17 protein-coding genes are annotated in these 22,055 nt (G+C 35.4%); 13 read left to right on the forward strand and 4 right to left on the reverse strand.

Going from position 1 to position 22,055, the window contains the following annotated elements:
* Nucleotides 1-12: 12 nt before the first annotated feature.
* From PSPO_RS01840 to PSPO_RS01855, 4 genes are read right to left on the reverse strand one after another with little or no spacing between them, the layout of a single operon-like run.
* Complete coding sequence (locus PSPO_RS01840) at nucleotides 13-1,887, reverse strand: tetratricopeptide repeat protein (protein WP_010561142.1); 1,875 nt, start codon at nucleotides 1,885-1,887, stop codon at nucleotides 13-15.
* A gap of 2 nt (nucleotides 1,888-1,889) precedes the next feature.
* On the reverse strand, nucleotides 1,890-2,774 hold the full coding sequence (locus PSPO_RS01845) for a sulfotransferase family 2 domain-containing protein (protein WP_010561141.1): 885 nt from the start codon (nucleotides 2,772-2,774) through the stop codon (nucleotides 1,890-1,892).
* On the reverse strand, nucleotides 2,767-4,086 hold the full coding sequence (locus PSPO_RS01850; protein ID WP_010561140.1) for a flippase: 1,320 nt from the start codon (nucleotides 4,084-4,086) through the stop codon (nucleotides 2,767-2,769). The genes PSPO_RS01845 and PSPO_RS01850 overlap by 8 nt, the downstream gene beginning before the upstream one ends.
* Nucleotides 4,086-5,057, reverse strand: coding sequence for a sulfotransferase domain-containing protein (locus PSPO_RS01855; protein ID WP_148665218.1), 972 nt, complete (start codon nucleotides 5,055-5,057; stop codon nucleotides 4,086-4,088). Before PSPO_RS01855 ends, PSPO_RS01850 begins: the two co-directional genes overlap by 1 nt.
* Before the next feature lie 200 nt (nucleotides 5,058-5,257).
* Between PSPO_RS01855 and PSPO_RS01860 the strand changes: the two genes are divergently transcribed.
* The 13 genes from PSPO_RS01860 to PSPO_RS01920 are packed head-to-tail and all read left to right on the forward strand — an operon-like array spanning nucleotide 5,258 to nucleotide 22,036.
* Complete coding sequence (locus tag PSPO_RS01860; RefSeq protein WP_010561138.1) at nucleotides 5,258-6,289, forward strand: DUF354 domain-containing protein; 1,032 nt, start codon at nucleotides 5,258-5,260, stop codon at nucleotides 6,287-6,289.
* A 1-nt stretch (nucleotide 6,290) separates the two neighbouring features.
* Entirely contained in the window at nucleotides 6,291-6,896 is a 606-nt protein-coding gene (locus PSPO_RS01865) for an acyltransferase (protein ID WP_010561137.1), read from the forward strand.
* A 28-nt stretch (nucleotides 6,897-6,924) separates the two neighbouring features.
* Entirely contained in the window at nucleotides 6,925-8,019 is a 1,095-nt protein-coding gene (locus PSPO_RS01870) for a DegT/DnrJ/EryC1/StrS family aminotransferase (RefSeq protein ID WP_202820565.1), read from the forward strand.
* 4 nt (nucleotides 8,020-8,023) lie between these two features.
* Nucleotides 8,024-8,995 carry a Gfo/Idh/MocA family protein gene (locus PSPO_RS01875; RefSeq protein WP_010561135.1) on the forward strand — a complete coding sequence of 324 codons (972 nt, stop codon included), beginning with the start codon at nucleotides 8,024-8,026 and terminating at the stop codon, nucleotides 8,993-8,995.
* Entirely contained in the window at nucleotides 8,983-9,573 is a 591-nt protein-coding gene (locus tag PSPO_RS01880; protein WP_010561134.1) for a sugar transferase, read from the forward strand. The genes PSPO_RS01875 and PSPO_RS01880 overlap by 13 nt, the downstream gene beginning before the upstream one ends.
* Before the next feature lie 2 nt (nucleotides 9,574-9,575).
* Nucleotides 9,576-10,613 (forward strand): glycosyltransferase family 4 protein, encoded by a 1,038-nt coding sequence (locus PSPO_RS01885; RefSeq protein WP_010561133.1) that lies wholly within the window; start codon nucleotides 9,576-9,578, stop codon nucleotides 10,611-10,613.
* Nucleotides 10,610-12,664 carry a glycosyltransferase gene (locus PSPO_RS01890; protein WP_010561132.1) on the forward strand — a complete coding sequence of 685 codons (2,055 nt, stop codon included), beginning with the start codon at nucleotides 10,610-10,612 and terminating at the stop codon, nucleotides 12,662-12,664. Before PSPO_RS01885 ends, PSPO_RS01890 begins: the two co-directional genes overlap by 4 nt.
* A gap of 2 nt (nucleotides 12,665-12,666) precedes the next feature.
* Complete coding sequence (locus tag PSPO_RS01895) at nucleotides 12,667-13,950, forward strand: O-antigen ligase family protein (protein ID WP_010561131.1); 1,284 nt, start codon at nucleotides 12,667-12,669, stop codon at nucleotides 13,948-13,950.
* Nucleotide 13,951: 1 nt separating this feature from the next.
* Nucleotides 13,952-14,839 carry a GumC domain-containing protein gene (locus PSPO_RS01900; protein ID WP_010561130.1) on the forward strand — a complete coding sequence of 296 codons (888 nt, stop codon included), beginning with the start codon at nucleotides 13,952-13,954 and terminating at the stop codon, nucleotides 14,837-14,839.
* A complete protein-coding gene (locus tag PSPO_RS01905) occupies nucleotides 14,836-15,528 on the forward strand; it encodes a hypothetical protein (RefSeq protein ID WP_010561129.1) in 693 nt (230 codons plus the stop codon). Before PSPO_RS01900 ends, PSPO_RS01905 begins: the two co-directional genes overlap by 4 nt.
* 17 nt (nucleotides 15,529-15,545) lie before the next feature.
* Nucleotides 15,546-17,936, forward strand: a complete 2,391-nt coding sequence (locus PSPO_RS01910) for a heparinase II/III domain-containing protein (RefSeq protein WP_084616531.1) — start codon at nucleotides 15,546-15,548, stop codon at nucleotides 17,934-17,936.
* A gap of 17 nt (nucleotides 17,937-17,953) precedes the next feature.
* Nucleotides 17,954-19,882: an acyltransferase family protein gene (locus PSPO_RS01915; RefSeq protein WP_010561127.1), complete on the forward strand. Its 1,929-nt coding sequence runs from the start codon at nucleotides 17,954-17,956 to the stop codon at nucleotides 19,880-19,882.
* A 36-nt stretch (nucleotides 19,883-19,918) separates the two neighbouring features.
* Nucleotides 19,919-22,036 (forward strand): PKD domain-containing protein, encoded by a 2,118-nt coding sequence (locus tag PSPO_RS01920; RefSeq protein ID WP_010561126.1) that lies wholly within the window; start codon nucleotides 19,919-19,921, stop codon nucleotides 22,034-22,036.
* Nucleotides 22,037-22,055: the final 19 nt, after the last annotated feature.

A 22,055-nucleotide genomic window follows, 5' to 3' on the forward strand; every position in this document is an offset into this window, starting at 1 on the left:
TATAGCCTGTTGTTATCGATAGCTTTCAAATAAACTAATGTGCATCTCTGTTAATGTTAGGAGCGCATCGAGTTGTATTTTTGGAAGTTGACTGTCGTTGAGTAAGTCTTTTACCTTTTTCCAATGGGTTAGGTTAGCGGTACGCACTTGTGAAATAAGTTGAACCACCAGATCATTAACCTGCGTAGTATTAAATTCAACCCCTTCTGTGTTTACGTGTTTTTGGAATATATGTGTTAATACTCGGATAAGTGAGTTTTTGTTTTTGTATTCAGGAAAAATTATGCGCGAGATGGCTAAGCTATTTTCATTTTTTTCAATGTATTCGGGATAAAGCGCTTTCAAATCTTTTATATTTTCATCTACTAGATTGTTGGACTTAACATTTGGAGCATTATCTATAAAAACAGCTAATCCGTTCGACAGCGTAGCATTGAGTGGTATAGATAAAGCTTTCATCGACGAACTATCTATGTACCCGTAAACAAAGTAGCTGGTAAGGGGATCGTTATGATTATATTTCACACATAGTTGATTGTTGTTATCTGTATAGCTGTTAACCTGAATTGCTTGTTCTTTATATGCTGGCTTATAACCGGGAGCGCTTGAGTGATGATTGAGTAAATCTATAATCCCCAGCAGTCCTCTAACATCTCCATTTGCCGGAATTTTGGCTTGTTTAAGGTGTTTTTGTTCATAATTAAACTTCCTTGAGTCTAAAAATGTTTTCAGGATGAGTTCATCACTTTCTAGCTCTATCAACTTGGTAAAAGAGTGGCTCTTACTAATAGAAAGTGTAAGTTGTTTTAACGCGGGATGACTTAAATCAAGGTTAGCTATTGGGTTAACCTTTCTCCAGAAACTTATTTTATTTGTTAGATTGTAAAGTGAAATGAAAAGTCGCATTAATTCATTCGCGCTAGGATTTACTTGTTGCTCTTTTGGCGATGCTAACAATGTATTCTTATCTAACGAAATATTATAGTCAGATAATAATGGAGCCGCTTTTAAGGGAACAGATATTGCGACCTCATCAGATGACGCTGCATCGGAGTTAGTTAACTTAACACTTAATTCACCATTTTTCTCAATAAGCGATACTCCCTCAATAAACTTACCACCTAAAGCAATCGTTTTTTTACATATCTCAGTTAACACATGGTGCACGTCGGATGATGAGGTCTCAATATGCGGAAAAGCATAGCCTGAAGAGGTATTTTTCGTGATATTTTTTGGTTTCTTAAGCTTTTCTACCCAATCTTGACTCCCAAAAGCTTTTTCTATAATTGAAATGTGTTTTTCGTATGCACAGGGGGTTAATTTTTGTTCGGCTAGCTGTGTGATTATTATGAGTTTTTCGATAGCGTATTGCGATATGTTTTGATGCATCCTTGTCAATGTTTCCAGTGCATCACTATTTTTCTCCAAGCAAAGTTGTGCGATTGCTACAAAGCAGTATGCGTCTGAGTCATATCCAGAGACCGTTTTTAGTTTATCAGCATGAGTCTGCAAATGCTCAAACTCTTTTAGATTATAATAACACTTTGTTAGGTTAGCTCTAGCTTCAAACGAGTGTGTGTTGGAGCCCAATGCAACTATTTGCTCTAAGTACTTAGCTGCTAATTTCCACTCTTTTACCTTAAGGTATGTAGAGGATAAATTATTAATTGCATTTGTTTTTTCCGTTTTGTTTGAAGCTAGTGATAAACTTTGTTCAAACTTAATTGCAGCAAGCTTAAACTGCTTTTGCTCAGCTAAGCATACAGCTTCCAACTCAAGTGATGTATAAGTGGGGTTTGAAGTGTTTATTTTTTTTAGTATTGATTGGCTTTTAGCAAACTTTTTATTCTGAAAAAGTTGTATCGCTTTTTGTAATTTATTATCCATATTTACTCTTTCACATAGTTGTAATTTTCCATTTCAAATTGACACAAACTATCAAGTTTATTTTCGACTTTTGAAGATGAGAAATAATCTTCAAGTCTCATCTTTATTGAGGATTGTTCTTTTGTCAGGTTTGAATCTGTTTGATTACGTTTTTTAATGTCAAGCTTGACATTATATTGTTCAAGACAAGCTTGTTTAAACTTGTATAACTCTTCCAGTATGCCCACAACTTTAAATTGGTCAATATTTTCCCTAAAAAGTATTTGTTGAGACGCTGCGTCGTGTTCATCTTTAGGAAAGTAACCGGTTATGTATGATGTCTGCATATTGGCCATTTGCCAGCCTCTACGTCCAAACACTATTTCATTTGCTTCGTTGATTACATCTTGCATTGAATTAGCATATGGAGGCATTGCAGATAAATGATTAGTCATTTTGTTGAATATGTAATTAGATTTAAAACGTGCTTTTGGGTTGCGCAGTACAGTTATAAAATCATACTTTTTTGAATAGTGTTTTAACAACTTGCTATTCACTGCAAGGTGGCCACTCACATAATTCCAATCTTGATTTAAATGGTAAAGTAATGCGTCTTGTAGTGTATCTATGTGCAATTCGCTAAAATCGCAAGCATCAGTTAAGTTAGAGATTGAACGTTCAAACTTATATAAGCTTGTTGCAATTAAAGGTGAGCGGATAATTTTTCTTTCACCAGATTGTGCGAATTGTGAACGCATAGCGTTGTCTATAGAGATACCTCCACACTTGGCAAGGTGAATAAATGCAATGCGATTTTGCTGCTGTGATTTAGTAATTCTACTTATTTTGAGTTCGTACCCAGCACTGTGTGCGACTTTTAAAATGCTGCTTTTTAATAAATTACGCATAAGGTTTGTTTTTTATTGAGAGTAATGAAATGCAATTAGGCACGCAGTTTATCATTGCTGCTGTCATCAAGTAAGCAAATGGGCGTGTTTGCCTAAATATGAATAATGAAATGAATCCTGCAAACGTGTAGCTCGCAACACTTGCGACCGCCGCTCCGATACCACCAAAGATTGGGATAAGCAGCAGATTCAATAAGATGTTTATGGTTGCACCTAAAAAGTGTGTCCAGAGGCTATATTTATAATTATTGGATAAGATTAACCACTTACTAAATATTGCTCTTTGGAATACGAAAATACAAGCCCAGATATGAATCGTTAATATTGATGCGCTTTGTTTGTAACTTTCACCAAACAAAAACTCAATGAGTGGTTCCGCAACTAAAGCCGTGGTTGATGCGATGACAATAGCACTTAAAAATAGTGCTGAAAGCAGCAATTTGCAATGTTTGTCATAGGTAGCTCTTTGCTTTGTGTAGTTATTTGTCAGTAAAGGGTTAAATGCATTGGCAAGTAATACGGGGAAAATATACCAAAACTCAGACAGTTTAGCTGCAACTGCATATTGAGCTGTTTGCTCCATACCAATCATTTGACTGAGCATTACTTGGTCTATCTTTAAGTATAAGATCATTGCAAATGAACTTAAAAACAACCACTTTGATTTATGAAAAAATCGTTTGATTGTTGGCGTATACGTTGTTCTGAAGTTTTGTTCTTGGTCTATGTTGTTGTTTGTGTAAATGAGCCAGTATGCTAACGCTATAAGTAGGTATTCACTACCTAAAATAAAGATAAGTGATGTTAAACTGCACTTATAAATAAGCGCGATTAAAAACATAAACTTAATAGTTATCCTAATAGCCACTCGATATGGCATTGTTTTCCATACCTGCTGTTGTGACATGAATAAATATTCGACAAGGTTAAAGATGTTGAACATCTGGAAAAACAATAAAATTGAGACTAATTGAAGCTCATAGGATATCCCATAGACAAAAAAGCCAAGCACGATACCAACAAGTGCTGCGAATATGGCACCAAAAAGTCGTATCCGTAAGGCAGCACAAAAATAAAAGTGTTTAGAATTTGGGTACTTTATAAAGTATTTTGAAGCTAAATTGTTCAACCCTAACGTGGTGAAGGGTAATAAAAGGCTTGCGAAGGCAAGGATAGATGAATATGTACCTACCAGTTTTATATCTAAATAACGCGTTAACAAAATAACTGTTATAAAATTTAAGGCCAGTAAGAGCCACTTTTCACAAAAAAGCAATATTGTATTAGTTATACTTTTTTTGAGGTCACTCATTAATCAAACTCAACATATTTGTTGTTAGAATAAATAGCTTTCTTCTCCATACCTTTTAATGCTGAGCAATAACCTGCCATTGTTGAATTGTAACTGCTTAACACTTCGGGTTTTATTGATATTCTTTTTATACTTTCTATATTTCTAACGAGATCGAATTGACCTGCTTGGCTTTGTTCCTTTCCGGATATAGACGTCATTAGATTGAACTCTACTTCGTTGCTAAACTTCAGATCTAACGTGTCAAATATACGTTTAAACTGATTTAATGGAGATGCTAAAAGTTCTTCATATATAATAGCCTTCCCCAATGCTAATTCATGAAATTTTCTTTCTATGAACCCTTGTAAAAAACCAATTTGGTAGAAAAAATCCTGTTTGACTAAGTCGGGCTCTAGGGTTAACAAATTAGATATCTCATTATCGGTGAACCGGGTTTCGAATTGGTTTGGCTTATCCCAACCAAGTGCTTCATAACTTTTGGCAATTGAAAAAGGGTGTCGGGTAAGGTAGACAAGCTTAATATCGAGTTGAGCAAGTTCCTCGATGATCAAAGGGTTAACTTCTTTTATGATAATAGGGAGCTTTACATTATTATTTTTCCACTGGGTTGGTTCTGGTACAGCAGAGTTCAAAAACGTTAGTTCGGTTGAAGAAGCCTTTTTTAGTAAACTGTAATACAAAGGCCAGTCCTCACACTTATTTCTGCTAAACACGGAAGCGCTCATTGATTTATGATAATAAAACGCAGTTGTTATTGGTTCTCTAAGGTATCTAGTATATTTGCCATGCCCTATGATTGAACCTACCCAGCTGGATCCTGAACGCGGAAATGAAAGTAAATAAATAGGGGAAGAACATTGGTATCGTTTTTTAACTCTTAGGCTCAATGAGGGGGATTTAATAAAAAGTTTAGTTACAGATAAACATTTTTTTATTCTTTTAGGGAGGTATTGATAAAATTGTTTCAATTTGTAACCCAGAATTGTGATTGGTTTAGAATTAAAATCAAATTTTAACCTTATTTTCTTATTACAGAAAGCTTTGATGTACCACAACCTTTCTGCATTAGCTTAATTCTTTAAAGACTATGTATTATTGCTTATATGTTGCATAAGCGTGTATACTTTGCGCCGATTTTAGAGTGTTTAAGCGTTATTTTAAGGTAAATATGAGAGTTTGGATCGATCTTGTAAACTCGCCACATGTTATTTTCTTTTTACCCATTATTAAAAGGTTAGAGCAAAGTGGTATTGAGGTTGAGATCACGTACAGGGATTTTGCTCAAACAGCACAACTTGTAAAACAGCATACCTTAGGCGCCACCTTAATAGATGGGCATGGTGGTAAAAATAAACTGGCTAAAGTATTTAACCTAATTGCCAGAACAGTTTCACTTGTTCGTTATGCTAAAAGCAAAAAGTTCGACGTTGCACTTTCTCATAACTCTTACTTTCAATTAGCAGCAGCCAAACTACTAGGCATACCCAGCTTAACAAGCATGGATTTTGAAGGCCAGCCAGCAAATCATATAGCGTTTCGACTTGCTAGCATTGTCAGTTTACCTACTGCGTTTCCACAGCAAAGTGCATTAAAGTTTGGTGCTAAGCAAATTCGTCGTTACAGCGGTCTAAAAGAAGATATTTGTTTAGCTGACTTTCAAAAAACAGCAAATTATTCTTCAGTGATTCAAGAGGCATTTGCTCTTTCAGAGAATGAAATGCGTAAGCCGCTTGTCGTTGTAAGACCTCCACCAACTCTTGCGCTTTATCATAATAACGATGAATCATTTTTTGATTTATGTCTAACACGCTTATGTGAAATAGATGTGACAGTGTTGGTGTTACCTCGTGTAGAATCACAAAAAGTAGCTTTAGAAAGCAAATTCCCTAATTTTAAGTTTTCGCAACGCGTATTAGATGGTCTTCAATTGGTTAATTGTGCTGACGCTGTTATTAGTGGTGGTGGTAGCATGAACAGAGAAGCCGCTTGTTTAAATACGCCAGCCTACACTTTGTTTTCGGGTGAATTACCAAACGTTGACAAACAGCTTGAGAAACAAGGGCTGTTGATTGCGTTAAATAATGAATTACAGATTAAGAATTTAGATATAAAGAAAAAAGAAACCGTTAGAAACGCTGCAAATCAACAGGCAATTTCTGACTTTATGTCACATATCAATGAATTAAAACAGGCAGGATAAAATGACAACAGCTTTTATTCACCAAACTGCTGAGGTAAGTCCAAAAGCGCAGTTGGCAGACAATGTAAAGGTTTGGAACTTAGTGCAAGTTCGTGAAAACGCACAAATAGGTGAAAACACGATTCTGTCTAAAAATGTTTATGTTGATTTTGATGTTTCGATAGGTGCAAACGTTAAAATTCAAAACAACGTTTCTGTTTATAATGGCGTTACTATTGAAGATGACGTATTTGTTGGCCCTTCTGCAATTTTCACCAATGATTTTCGACCGCGTGCAGTAAACCCAGATTGGAAAGTAACACCAACACTAATTAAAAAAGGTGCGTCGATTGGTGCAGGTGCGACCTTGGTATGCGGCATTGAAATTGGTGAGTACGCTATGATTGGCTCAGGTGCTGTGGTTAATAAAACGATTCCGGCACATGCCCTAGTTGTTGGCAATCCAGCAAAAGTAGTTGGCTTTGTTTATAAAAATGGCGAGCGAGTGTTATCAGGCCACATCTCTAACGTTGATAAAGAAAAACAGTGTATTGAGTTTACCGAACCATCAACGCAAGAAGTATTATCTCTTCCTTTAAGTGCTATTAAAGTTTTACCAGTTTTTTAAATTATTAAGTGAGTTTTTTATGATAAATATGGCTAAGCCTGAAATGGGCGAAGAAGAAATTAATGCCGTTGTTGATGTGATGAAGTCGGGGATGATTGCAACAGGTGCAGTAGTAGCTGATTTTGAAAAAAAATTTGCAGATTACATTGGTATGCCTTTGGGGGCTGCTTCATGTAATGGTACAACCGCCTTACATATTGCTCTTTTAGCACTTGGTATTGGTGAGGGTGATAAAGTTTTAACAACCCCATTTACCTTTATTGCATCAAGTAATTCAATTCTATTTAATCGTTCCGTTCCTGTTTTTGTAGATATTGATCCGCAAACTTTTACATTAGATTTAGATAAGCTAGAAGCTTATCTAGAGTCTAATTATGACGAGTCAATTAAAGCCATTATGGTTGTTCATATCTTTGGCCTAGCATGTGATATGAACCGCTTGCAACAAATTGCTAAGAAATATAATTTAAAAGTTATTGAAGATTGTGCGCAAAGCCACGGCGCTTTAGTTAATGAACAAAAAGCTGGCAGCTTTGGTGATGCATCATGTTTTAGTTTCTACCCAACAAAAAATATGACAACGTCTGAAGGTGGTATTACATTATTTAAAGATGAAGCAGTTGCCGCACTTGGGCGTAAGTATTTAAACCATGGACGTGTTGATCAGTATGAGCATGATGTTTTGGGTTACAACTATCGCATGACCAATATTGCAGCCGCCATTGGTTTGGAGCAGCTTAAAAAGCTAGAGGGTATGAACGATGTGCGTCGTCGAAATGCGGCTATATATAATAAAGAGCTTGCAGGTAACCCGTTTATTAAAACACCATTAGAACCAAACGGATTTAAACATGTATATCATCAATATACAGTTGTAATTGAAGGTGTTGAACGAGCTGAAGTGCAGGCTTTATTGGCTGAAAATCAGATTGGTTCAGCTATTGTTTATCCATTTAGTATCACTGAGCAAGTCTTCTACAATGATAAAAGCGTTAATGTGGGTGATGAAAATGCTCGCGCTTTATCAAGAAAAGTCTTATCATTACCTGTTCACCCTGCACTTTCAGAAGAAGAAGTATTAAAAGTTTGTAGTGTATTAAATACCCTAGCAAAACAGGTATAAGAAAATGAATTCACCTAAAAAAACAGTTCGCATTGGTGTTGCTGGCGCAGGCTCAATGGGCCGCAACCACGTGCGAGTAGCAGTTGCTAACCCACTTGTTGAATGTATTGGTTTGTTTGATCCAAACGAACAACAAGGTAATAACGTTGCTAAAGAGTTTGGTTGTAAGTATTTTAACGATTTCCAAGCCTTTTTAGATCAAGTTGATGCTGTTGTTTTAGCTGCACCTACCACTTTACACTTTGAACTTGCCAAGCAAATTCTATTACAAGATAAGCATTGCCTGATTGAAAAGCCAATTACGGTAGAGATTTCTGAAGCGGAAGAATTAAAAGCGATAGCAGAAGAGCGCCATTTAACTTTGGCTGTTGGTCACGTAGAACGTTACAACCCTGTTTACCCTGAATTACAGAAAATTCTTGAAGACAAAGAGATTTTAGCTATCAAGGCGAATCGCTTATCTTATAACACTAGCCGTGCAAATGATGTTGACGTTGTTTTGGATTTAATGATTCATGACATTGATAATGTAAATTGCCTGGTTCCAGGTCAGTTAGAGCTAGTTGGTGCTGTTGGTGGTAACTTCTACACTAACAACTCAGACTATGTTACCGCAATTTTTAAAGGTGCAAATGGGGTTGTTTGTGATATTACGGCAAGTAAAGCATCACAGACAAAGCAGCGCACCATTTTAATTTCGTGTGAAAACTGCTTTATTAATGTCGATTTCTTACGAAAAGAAATTGAAGTGAATCGTTATGCTCAGGGTGCTTACGTGTCTTCAAATAGCGATATTAAATATAAGCAAGAAAGCTTAGTTGAACGTGTTTTTGTTCCTAATGTTGAGCCGCTAATGGCTGAGCATACTGATTTTGCAGAAGCGATTCTTTTTGGTAGAGCACCAAGAGTGACTGCACAAGATGGTATTGAGGCATTAAAAATTGCAATTGGAGTGCAAGCGCAATGCAAAAATTAGCAATTCGATTATGTGACATAATCTTTGCTTTTTTAGCTTTATCGTTGTTTTTCCCAGTATTGCTAGTGTTAGCAATACTGGTTGCGATTAAAATGGGGCGACCAGTTTTCTTTGCACAAAAAAGACTTGGTCTAGGTGGCAAGGTTATCACTATTTATAAGTTTCGCAGTATGCTAAACGAAGCCGTAGTCGATGACAGCGCCCTTGAAAAAGTTAATGAGTACACCATTAAGTATAAAAATGACCCAAGAATTACGCCTCTAGGTTTATTTTTACGAAAAACCAGCTTAGACGAGCTTCCACAACTGTGGAATGTGCTAGTTGGCGATATGTCGATTGTAGGCCCTCGTCCTTGGGTGCCTGAAGAATATGAAAAACTACCCAAGGAATGGTTTAAAAGATTAGATGCAAAACCAGGTATAACAGGACTGGCACAAATTAATGGTCGCAGTGATTTACCTATGGATGAAATTGTTGCCAATGATGTACTTTGGGTAAATAAACAGACTATTAAGCACTATATTTCACTTATTTTTAAAACCGTTACCTACACATTTAAAATGAAAAACGTTTATTAAATATGAATGTGTTAGTTGTATCAAATATGGGGCCAAAAAAGAGTGCCCCTGTTTTGGGTTTATTTGTTAATAATCAAGTAAAGCGTCTAAAGCATAAAATTAGTAATCTAGACTATTTTTATATGCGCTGGAATGGTGACTCGTTTTTTCACCGACTATTTAAATACCCGCTTTTTTTCTTTAGCTTTTTTATAGGGGTTGTTTTAAACCCTAAAAAAGTCGATTTAATTCATATTCATTATTATTACCCAACCATCTTATGTGCATGGCTGTATAAGTTATTACGCAATAAACACGTTAAGGTAGTCGTAACTTGTCATGGTGGTGATATTTATTGCTATGAAAACCCAAGTCAAACTTATAAAAAGCTGATAAGTATTGTTGATCATTGGATTTTCACCTCTAAGCGCTTACAGCAAAGTTTTTATGCTCAAAATATTACTTACTCTATTTTGAGCGCAGGTTTTGATGAATCGATTTATTTTCAACAACCAGAAATAGAGAAAAAATTTGATGCAGCTTTTGTTGGGTGCTTAGATCACAACAAAGGGACTGACCGCTTAGAAGCTTTAATTCAAGCATGTCCTGATAAGCAGTTTATTGTTATTGGTATGGGCCCGCATCTTGCGCACTTTTTAACACTTGCAAAAGCACACAATAACGTAACAGTAACAGGGGCGCTTGCCGCAAATGCCGTTGCTAATTATTTAAATCAAAGCCGAGTTTTAGTGAGTTTATCGCGTAATGAATCATTTGGCCTTGTTATGACAGAGGCGATGGCATGTGGCACGCCGGTTATTGCAACAAAAAATCATGGCTCAGAAGAGCAGTTAGCTGGTTCAGTATACTTAATTAATCAAGACAATGAATCTGAACTAGTTTCAACCTTTAGCAATGCACTTAATTCTGTTTTGTCTGCAGAGTCGAGTGAATATCAAAAGCTGTCTGAGAATGCTTTGGCTATTTCAAATAAATATAGATTAAAATCAGTCTGTATTGAAATAGAAGCGATTTATCGTGATTTGGTGGCTAAATCATGACTCATAAACAGTTAAGTGTGGGTATTTATATACCATCGAAAAACCGCCTAGAACTATTAAAAAAAGCGATAGACTCGGTGTTGTCGCAAAGCTATCAGAACTTTAAGATTTGTGTTGTTGATGATGGCTCAACAGACGGCACATTTGAGTATCTACGTAACTTAAATCACCCGAAAATCACTTTTATTCGAAATGATGAATCCATCGGTGCCTGTGCTTCACGTAATAAAGCAATTGCACACCTTGAAACTGACTTAGTAACAGGTTTAGACGATGATGATGTGTTTTTACCAAGCCGTTTAGAAGACTTGTTGAAAGTATATGATGATAAATATGCTTTTGTTTGTAGTGGTTATTTTTGGGATTACGGCACTCACAAAAAGTCATTGTTTGCGAAGAATAAAGTCATATCACTATCTAATGCGTTAGATTTAAACCAGTGCTCTAATCAGATTCTAGTAAAAAGGGAACGTGTTTTAGCTGTTGATGGTTTTGATGCTAATTTACCAGCCCTGCAAGATCATGATTTATGGGTGCGTTTGATTGCAAAGTTTGGTGATGCATTTAGACTTGGTAAAGAGCTTTATATTGTAAATGATGATCGCGGTTTAGAGCGTATATCGTCCGTGCAAAATAAGTTGCGCGCGATTGATTTGTTTGAAAATAAACATAACTTGATAATGTCGAAACGAAATAGGGAGAACTTCTCTTTTTATCGCAAAAAAATAAAAGGCGATAAAATTTCGTTTTTAGAGCTCCTTACATCAAGTAAATACGGCTTATCTAATTTGAAAATGCGCCATGCATTTTCCCAATCATTAGAATCCCTTTCTAAACATCGATTGCAATATATGGCACATGGCAGAGTTGAAAGTGCCAAGCTAAACTGGCTTTTGACGATTTTTGCGCCGTTGTTAGCAACCGGTGGCCCAGGTGCTTCAAGGGTTATTTTACTTTCTTCGTGTATTTTCTTTTTAGGTGCAGGAAATACCGCCTCTTTTGGCAGTGACTTTTTTATTTTGATGTTACTAAACACGGCATTTAGTCAGAGCTTTGGTTTTTTTGTATTAAAGCAAGAGTATTTAGGTAGTTTTAAAAGTGTTGTTAAACAGTCCATGTTGGGGCTTTTAAGCTCAAGTGCTATTTTAGTCGGACTTTTTTTTGCTGGAATTATTGCAAATATTTACTTTACGTTAATGTTGCTTTGGATATTGCATTTTTACTATATCTACCGCTTTAAACGAATCGCCAATCATGGTTTTGTTATTTTGGCTATTTCAGAATGTTTAATTGCTCTAGCTTGCCTTGTTATGCCATTACTTATGAGCTTAAACGGTTTTGAACATCCAAATGCACCTTATTTTGTTTATGTTGTTGCTTGTTTGACCGGCTTAGTCACTGTTATGGTGCTAGACGATGCTTCAAGTAGTATGGAAATAAAACATATTCCATTAAAAAGCGTCGCAAATATTGCTGTTTCAACAACAGCTAGTATTTTTGCTGTTTTTTGCTTTCCATTTATCTCAAAAGAAATTTTTGAACCTGAAATTGCTTCTTATGTTGCTTTAGCTATTTCGTGTTTTTCGATTGCCATGTTAATTCCAAGAACCTATGCAAACAAATCAATGAAAATCATGGCAAATGATCAGCTAAATTGGGTGCAACTGGCAAAAATTAATAAAGCCTACAGCAAGATTATCTGGGTAAGTTGCATTGGTGGATTAGCCTTTACAGCCCTTTATTTGATTATTCTTGAAATTAGTTGGCAAATGGCTGTTTCGATTCCAGTGATGATCATGTTTGTATTTATCTGCTCGCAATATGGATTTGCAAATTTAACATCATTGAGTTTGCATGGAGAGGAGGCAACAGTTGCAAAATTAAACCTATTTGTATTAGCAATCTCTGTTGCAGTTCTATCATTACTTTCTCTTCATTTTATAAATGGTTCGAACTTATACTGGGTGTTACCAGTAATTTGCGGTGGCTTTATTTTGAGAAACTTTAGAGCCAAGATGGTTGCTCAAAGTAAATTTATGAAGCAGTTTTAACCGTGATTTATTTCCAACAAAACGACAGGCTGGTCAAAAAGTGGGTCACTCCATATTTACCTTACTTATTAATTCTCGGTCCTTTATTTGCAGATATTTTGACGGGATTATTTGAAATTGTTCTTGGTTTGGGTTTACCTTTTGGTGCTTTTACAAGGTTTTCGTTAGTTGCTTTTGGTTTATTTATACTCTTTAAATCAAAGCAAGCGCTAACCAAGCTCGTCTTACTAATTATTTCGTTTTATTTGGTTTTATTTCTTTATTGGTTTGCTAGTCAAAATGGAATACCTATTTCTGCAAATCTGAAACCGTTATTATTTTTACTTTTACCTTTTTTTGTTTATCTCATTTTTATTGAAAAGGAAGATTCAAGTACCTTTGATAAAGTCACTCATGCTGTTTCTCTCTATGGGTTAATTGCTGCAAGTTCTATTATTGTTTGTTATTTTTTAGGTATAGGCTATGAGTCCTACGGTGAATACACTTTTGGTTTTAAAGGTGTTTTTATTTCAGGTAATGATATTGGTATTTGTATTCTGTTAGCTTCTGCTGTCGCATGGTATAGAGCGATAATCTCTTTTAAGCTAATCGAACTATTCACCTGTTTTATCTGCTTTATTTCGTTAGTTTTTATTGCAAGTAGAACGAGTTTGCTCGTTGGTTCCCTTATTTTAATGGCAGGTGTTTTTGTTTTTCTGTTCCATAGTAAGTCTAAAAGCTTATTGAATTTGCTAATTAAGATTATTATTTCGACGGTGACTGTTTTAGTTATTTCTGCAGTTGTGTCTTTAGCAATTAAGTATGCTGATGATATAGCCTATCACTCTGCACGTATTATAGAACTTCTTGAAGGAGTAAGCCCAAGAGCGCATTTAGAATTAGCCGCAGAACTCGCGAAAGAATCGCGGTCAACGTTAGACTTTTTATTTGGTCAAGGTTATCAGTATTATTATGCTGTAGGGGAAGAGCATCATTTACGCGTTAAGCTGGGTTATAATAAGCCATATGAAAAAAATGTAGAAAAAGATTTTCATGATCTACTAGGTTTGTGTGGCATTGTATTCACTATTTTTTATTCACTTATTATTACTTATGTTTGGATTAAAATAGCGAAAAACTTAATAAACTATAAGTCACTTTTAACCGCCATAACACTATTATTGGTTTCATTTTTAATATTACATGCATTTATTGCAGGTCATGTATTGTTAGGTTCACAGGTACCTATCGTTATGGCTGCAATAGTATATCTCGGCCTTCGTGCTGAAAGAGTAGAGGGAAATTAGTTTGTTTAAAAAGCTTAGTAACTTCATTGGTCTTAAAGAGTTTCTTACTATTTCAATTATTTATATTTTGATTGTGGTGGGCATGGTTTTTGTTTTGCTTTCAATACCAAATAAATATCAAGCAAAGGGAACATATGCACCTGCTGAAGATATGCAAAGTTCATCTCTAGGCTCTCTAGGAGGCTCTCTCGGTGGGCTTGCGAGTATGGCTGGTTTAAACCTTGGTGGCGGAAAGCGAGATAATCTTCAGCTCGCTTTAGAGGTTATTAAATCAAAAACATTTATTTATAAAATTATTGATAAACATGAACTAGATGTTGAAGTTTTTGCTGCGAAATCTTGGGATCCTATTTCGTTAAAACTTGAGATAGATAGTGAAATTTATGATGTTCAAAATAAAAAGTGGGTTAGAAAAGTAAAAGCGCCTAAAACTCTTATTCCAAGTGATTTTGAGTTATATGAAGAGTTTCGCTCTAACTTAAGTGTTAGCTGGGATGAGAAAACGAATATTGTGAAAATTGGTTATATTCATGTTTCTCCATATGTGGCACAAAAAGTCGTAAATATTGTCATCAATGAAATAAATGACATGCTACAGAATAAGGAAATCAAAGAAGCGAATGTGTCAATTGATTTGCTTAGAGAGGCGATAACGAAAACTAACTATGCAGAAATGAGAGGGTTATTGTATGAGTTGGTTCAAGAGCAAACAAAAAGACTTCTTCTAGCAAAAACAAAAGAGCATTATGTGTTTGAACCAATTGACTTACCAATTATTGCGGAAAATAAGCACTCGCCAAAGCGCGCCTTGATTCTAATTATATTTACTTTTGTCTATGGTCTTTTAGCATTGCTCTACTTGGTAATTAGGCCTAAGTTAACGAAATGATGTTTTTTAAGTTAACTGGCTATTTATTAGTAGTCTGTATAACGGTATTTACTACAGAGTATTTTGACGTATTTAAAAAGGATGCGACAGAAACGTATCTGCTTTATGAGCCAAATATAAGTGTCGACTACGAGATCTTAAAAGATATTGGTCGAGACAAAGGTGTTAAATTATCAGGGGCTTTATCGAAGAAAGAAGATAGAGAGTACAAAGCACTTTCAAGACTGAATAATAATAACTTTCTTTCTTCAATAGCTCATTCATGTGGAATTGAAATCGAAGATGAGTCTGTTCCGTTAGCAAAATATTCAGGAGTAAGACGACATATAATTTATAAGTTTTCTGTTATTACATTCAGTGGACCGTTTGCCGGAAAAGGTGAGTGTTTACTGGATGCTTTTAACAAAACACTCGACGTTACTTATAAGCAGGATATTGCAAAGCAGCTAGATAATATCTCTAAGCTTGACATAGATGCATATGGACAAGAAATAAAACTATTTATCAGTGATAAAAAAGAATACCTTGAAGTGTTATCTAAATTACATTCAACAGACGCGCGTAATTATACCTTTTGGCAAATAAATCAATCTAATTCCTATGCATCAACACTAGCAGACTCTATTTCTTTTTCAGCTATCCTTATGATATTGTGGTTTTTTATTGTTCGTTTATTTAAAACTGCTTAGGTTGAGTGTTGAAGGCTATGAAGCATTATTTTTTATTTTTTATTTGTTTTTTCATTCTGTCCTGTTCTGATGAGGATAGAGTGGAGAGCGACTTAATTTTAACTGATGATAATTTCCAGATTAAAATTAATACTGCCGTGCAACTTCCCATATTTTCAAATGATACGGGCATTACTCCAAACTCTCAGCTTAGCCTTGCTACAAACCTTACCGAGAAAGGAGGAGAAATTAGCCTAACTAGCAATAAAGTTCTCTATAAGCCAGCACAAAACTTTATTGGTATAGATACTTTTAGGTATCAAATTGTTGAATTTGGAATAATACATTCAGCAACAGTTAATATTGAAGTGCAAAAAGCAGGTGTAGAATCGAGCTTTTTAAGCAGCAAGCACTTTGTTGCTGGTGAAGATTTATCATTAGATATCACATTTGACTCAATTGTTTATGATTTATCTGAAGAAAATGTTAAGTTTTATTTGGATCACGAAATAATGTCATCGCTGCTAGATATTACCCATGGTGAAAATAAAACTACTTTAAAGTTAACTTTTAAATTCCCTGAAAATCATGATTTTATTAGGAAGCAATCGGGTGAGGTTAACGTTAATTTCCCTGTATATATAGAGTCTAAAGTAACAGAAAACTACCTGTATTATTCACGCCCCAGAATGGCTCAATTAAACTGGCCGCAAAGAAGCCTTTTTAAAAATGAACAGTCATTAGATGCAGCATCAAGAAATAGTATTGACTTTTATTGGTTAAATCTTGGTGAGTGGCATGTGCCTGAGCAATTAAATTGGCAAGAAAACCCATTTAATAACATTAGTTGGGTGATGTTCTTTAATAGCTTAGGTTGGTTAACTTCATACGGAGAACTATATTTACAAACTACTGAGCAACATTATTTAGATCTAATCGAAAAACATATAATTAGTTATAACAAACGTTTTTCAGCTGAACATGATTTGACGAATGAGCTCTCTTACCGTGAAGATGCGGTGTCGTTGAGGGTTAACCATTTGCTATATATCTATTTGAACCTTAGACAACACCTATCACAACCAGCGATAACAGCTCTTGAAGAGTTAATCTCGAAAGATATTCGAATGCTGTCTGTCTATGTTGCAGATCCTCAGTATGATGATGATAACCATGGATTAATACAGGCAAAATCAGCGCTTAACCTATATGCGGTTTTTCCTTATAAACCAGAGCTTGAACACGTTTTAGAAAAGGCATCTTTACGAGTTGAAAAAGCATCAGGTTACATGTTTGATAGCATAAGTGGTCAAAATATTGAGCAATCACCAGAGTATCATTATGTTGGTGTTTCTATGTTGCTTGAGGCTATGGCTCAATTTAAAAGCTTAGATATTGAGGTTCCTGCCGTATTAGAAAAAACACTAATCAATGCTGTAACTCACGGCATGTACTTTTTATATAATAATGGAGAAATACCGGCTATCGGCGATTCGTACTCGGATAAGTATTGGGAGTACTTTGTTAAACGATATTATGAAATTTTAAATGTTCCGATTGATGAGTTTGAACAGTTTTTAGTTTATGGTCAAAAGGCGCTAAGCGATTTAAGGGTTTCTCCACAAGAGAGGCTTGTTATTGCAAAGTCAGATAGCTCTAATGAGAAGTTTACGAAAGTATTTTTTGATGCAGGCCCAAAACGTGTAGTACATGGTCATTTTGATAATATGAACTTAGTAGGTATGTTAGATGGTCATAAATTATTAGTAGACTCCGGTGGGCCCTATAACTATACCGGTAAAGGGCGACAATACTTCTGGAATGCATCAGCTCACAATATTGTTACTATCAATGGCTTTGAGCAAAATGAGGTGGATGCAGAGCTTCATTTTTATGAAGATAAAAATGAATTTCTTCAGTTCTCAGGAACCCAACCTTCGCGTAATTCTGCTTTACACACTAGAGCTGTATTGCTTCCGAAGGAAAGTGAAAATGCCATTATTGTTGTAGATTTAGCAAGTGCCAATAGTTCATCTAACTTGTTTAAGGAATATTGGCATTTTCCAGCAAGTTCCAGATTGAGATTATTAAATCAAGATACCTCTGAGATAGTGCTAGACAACGGCAAAAAATATCTTAATTTGAGCTATGGCAATAATGAACTGTGTGAGGTTGTTGAGGGGCAATATGACCGTAATGGTATTCCTAAATTAGGATGGGTAACAAGAAAATACAATGACGCAACGGCTGCGCCTGTTAAAGTGTGTGAGTCTACATCAAACACCTACTTTAAATTAAATATTTTTATTAGTGAAGATGCTTTCCAAAGCTTTCAAGTATTAGAAAAAAATGCTGATTATTTGGCTTTCGAGCTTAACAGTAAAAAATATAACTTCTCTAAACAACAAGCTCGATTCAACGTGCTTTAAAGGTTCATTTCTAAACTATGAAACATTACCGTGCTGATATAGATGGCCTAAGGGCTATTGCTGTATTACTTGTTTTATTTTTCCATATTGACTGGCTGGTTTTTCAAGCTGGTTTTATTGGCGTAGATGTTTTCTTTACGATTTCTGGTTTTCTGATTACTTCTATTTTATTGAAGGACATCAATAGAGAAAGTTTCACCTTTTTAGGGTTCTATAAAAAACGTGCATTTCGTCTGTTACCGGCATACTTATTTATGCTCATTATCGCATTATGTGTTTTTTACTTTATTTTAGGACCTTTGGCATATCAGGACTTACTCGCAAGTGGCTTTGCATCCACTATTTTTGCCTCTAATTTCTACTTCTTTTTTCATCATGGTGGGTATTTTTCAACACTGGTTACTGAATTGCCACTGTTACATACTTGGTCTCTTGCGGTAGAGGAGCAATTTTATTTACTGATGCCTGTATTTTTATTGCTTTGGGTAAGAGTATTTAAACAAAAAGCAGCTATGTTTGTTTTTGGTTGTTTTTTCTTGCTGAGTGTTTTTGTTAGTTACTATTTAACAAACTTAAATCAAAGTGCTGCATATTTTCTATTATTTGCGCGAATTCATGAGCTTTTATTGGGTGCTATGCTGGCTGTCTTTTTATTTAAAAAGCCCGAACATAAGCCAGCCTTATGGTTTGCCAATACGCTTTTTGTAATAAGTATTATTGCGATAATTGCTGTGGCTTTGTTGTTGGAGTCAAAGCAAGTTTTCCCTGGTCTTATTGCGCTTATTCCTTGCTTGGCATGTGTTGCTGTTTTGTATGCCGGAACTAATACAAAATGTCTTTCTCACAGCGTTTTAGGCTTGCCAGTATTTGTTAAAATCGGTTTGATTTCCTATTCACTTTACCTTTGGCATTGGCCAATTGTGGCAGGCTTAAAGTATATAGGAATAGAGTTTACCCTATTAGTGCAGCTGGCAATTATCGCCTCTTCATTCTTAATGGCTTTCATTAGCTACAGATTTGTAGAAACAAAAGTTAGGTATAGTAAGCTCGCGAATAGTAACAAAGCCATGCTTGCAATTTACATCTTGCCTGTAGCGCTACTGCTAGGGCTGTATTATGTAGCTCCTTCAATAAGTAATAATGCAAATCCTCAATTTGTTGAAGCTGAAAAGGCGCACCGATCTAAACCAAATGAATTGCGTGGTAAGTGCCACTCTGCACATATTCAAAGTGAGCAAGAGTGTGTTTTAGGCGACAACAACGCTACAAAGTTAAATGCAATTTTATGGGGAGACTCTCATGCAAATCATTTTGCACCTTTTGTTGACGAAGTGCTGCTAAGTAATAAACAAAAAGGTATGGACATTACTATGGGTAGTTGTCCGCCTGTGCTTTATTTTGAGCATACGCCAAAGTTTATAAGTGAAGCGTGCATTTTAAAAAACCAAGGAGCTATAGAGCTTATTGAGTCATCAGATGCGCCAGTTATTTACTTAGCGGGATCTTGGTATGGTTATTCGTTGGCAGGCAGTAAAAAAGCGTTTTCTAAAGAGCGCCTTGAGTTAGTACTTAAAGGATTAACCAATACATTGGATAAGTTATCAAACACCAACAAGCAAGTTGTTGTGTTTGATACATTGGCGCGCTTACCACAAGATATAAGTGCTTGTTCATTAAAAGCGTTAAAGTTTGGTAAAGATGTTGAAAATCCAGAGTGTGTATTTCAGCCCAATGTAGAACAGTTTGAAGTTTCCAAATCTGTAAATGAGCTATTAAGCCGTTACTCAAATGTTAAAGTGATAGATATCAATAGATTGATTTGTGAGCAAGGAAGCTGTAAAACAGTAATATCCGGTATACCTGTTTATCGCGACTCAAACCACTTAAATGTGGTTTCAGCAAAGAAACTCGCAGCTTTATATCTGCTGGATAAAAATACCAACTAAAAATAATACCAAGGAAGGAAAATGCGAATACTCTTTATGTTTTTATTGCTGTCGCTTGTGGCTGCATGTTCGAGCGACAAAGACAGAAAACTTGATGAAGTAAACTTAGCACCTGTTATTACCATGCCTAGCTCAATGTCGGCAGAAGAGGCAACCAGTGTTACGTTATCAGCTACAGTTGATGACCCTGAAAAGGACACTTTAAGCTATTTGTGGGTATTGCTTGAAGGGCAAGTAAGCTTTTCAGGAGAAACAACAAACTCGCCAACGGTTGAACTACCTTACCTGAATGAGACTGCGTCCACGCGTTTTCTATTTGAATTAACTGTAACAGATAGTGCCGGTAATAGTGCATCACAACGTTTAGAGCTGTTAGTGATTCCTAATAGTCAGAACTTATACGCGATGGATTTTTTAGATGCTAACTTCAAATCTTGCGTAATGAAAAATGCTGAAGTGAATAATTGGTATTATGCTTTTGAAATAACTAACCTTGATTGCAGTAATAAAAGGCACGATGGTGAGCCTCGCATAAAGCTTACCGATGAGCTTAATGAGTTTACTAATTTAAAGGCGCTTAATCTTGATGAAAACGCCCTTTCTAGTATTAACTTGAGCGCACTTTCTAAACTAGAAACGCTTTCACTAAATGAAAATACCATAAGTGATATCACTTTCCCCACAGAATCCAAATTAAAGCGATTGAGCATTGGTAATAACTGGTATTTAAGACAGCTTGATTTATCTGGCGTGAGTTCATTAAAAGAGTTGATTTTAGAAAACTCTATGGTGACTGATTTTATTTTTGCAAGTGATAGTGCGCTGGAATATATAGAGTTTACTCGTAATTGGTATAATGAAAATAAGCACCCAGAGATCTCAAATTTACCCCAATTAAAAACTTTAATTCTCTCAGCAACTTTACACGACCTAAGTGTCAATTTACATAACTTAGATTCACTTGAAACATTACATTTTTTAGGCAGTGGTTTTGATTACATAACGTCTTTGGACTTAACAGGGTTGCTTGCTTTAAAAAACGTGGAAATATCTGTAACAAATATTGAAAAAGTGACCTTTGATACAAATGCGCAGATGAATTCATTAGAGTTGGTTAACACTAAAAACAGAAGTAAAGATATTGAAATTTATTTGCCGCAAATACACCTTCTGAAATCACTTGCCTTGTCAGGACTAGGTATTAAAGATTTGGATTTTTCGCAATTAACTATGCTGAACAAGTTATCAATTAACCCTGGTTATTATTTGGTACACGGTATGTATTTTGAGACTGAGGCTGAATTTGAGGAATTTGATCTTTCGAATTTGAAGTCGTTGACAAATTTATCTCTAGAAATGTCTAAACTGACATATATTGACCTTTCAGAGTTAAAGCTTTTAACTGAACTGAAACTATTTGCTCCAATTCAAGAGCTTAATTTGGTTAATCAAAAGCACTTAACTAGCTTATCAGTTGTTTCGAGTAGACTTGCTTCAATTGGTTTAACACATCAAAAGAACTTAAATGAGCTTACTTTAGGGGGAAGCTTGTTAACCGACCTCGATTTTAGCAATCAAACGAATCTGAACAGTTTAGAATTACGCCAAGGAATAAATTTAGATGCTAACGAAGTTAATCAGTTGGTTGCATTAAATGAATTAGAAGCATTGAGCTTGGATAGCGTTACAGGGGTAAGTGATATCGACTTTAATCTGTTTGAGCAATTGAAAGAGTTAACTTTAGAGAGTAATTCCATCTCCAGTTTAGATGTTGGTGGTATTAATACATTGAATAAACTTAAAATTGCAAAAAACAGTATAAATGACCTTGTTTTACCAGAAAGTAGTGATTTTAAACTACTTGCTATTAGAGAAAACCAGATTGAATTAGGGTTTAATGTTCAACAAGTTATTGGGAATCAACAAGAGCTAGAGGTGTTGGATTTAAGTAGCTCAGGTATCTCAGAATTAATCAATTTTAACTTGCCTTCTTTAAGTCGGTTACACCTCCGATCTAATGAAATCCAAGAGATCAACATTGATGGTTTACCTGCGTTAGAGTATTTATCTATTTCAGCGAACCCGCTAGAGGAACAAACGAGAGCTTATTTAAAAGCAAAAGCTGAAGAGGTGGGGTTCAGCTTGTATTTGTAGGCGTTGGTTTTAAATAAAA

This window comes from Pseudoalteromonas spongiae UST010723-006 (assembly GCF_000238255.3).
Lineage (GTDB): Bacteria > Pseudomonadota > Gammaproteobacteria > Enterobacterales > Alteromonadaceae > Pseudoalteromonas > Pseudoalteromonas spongiae.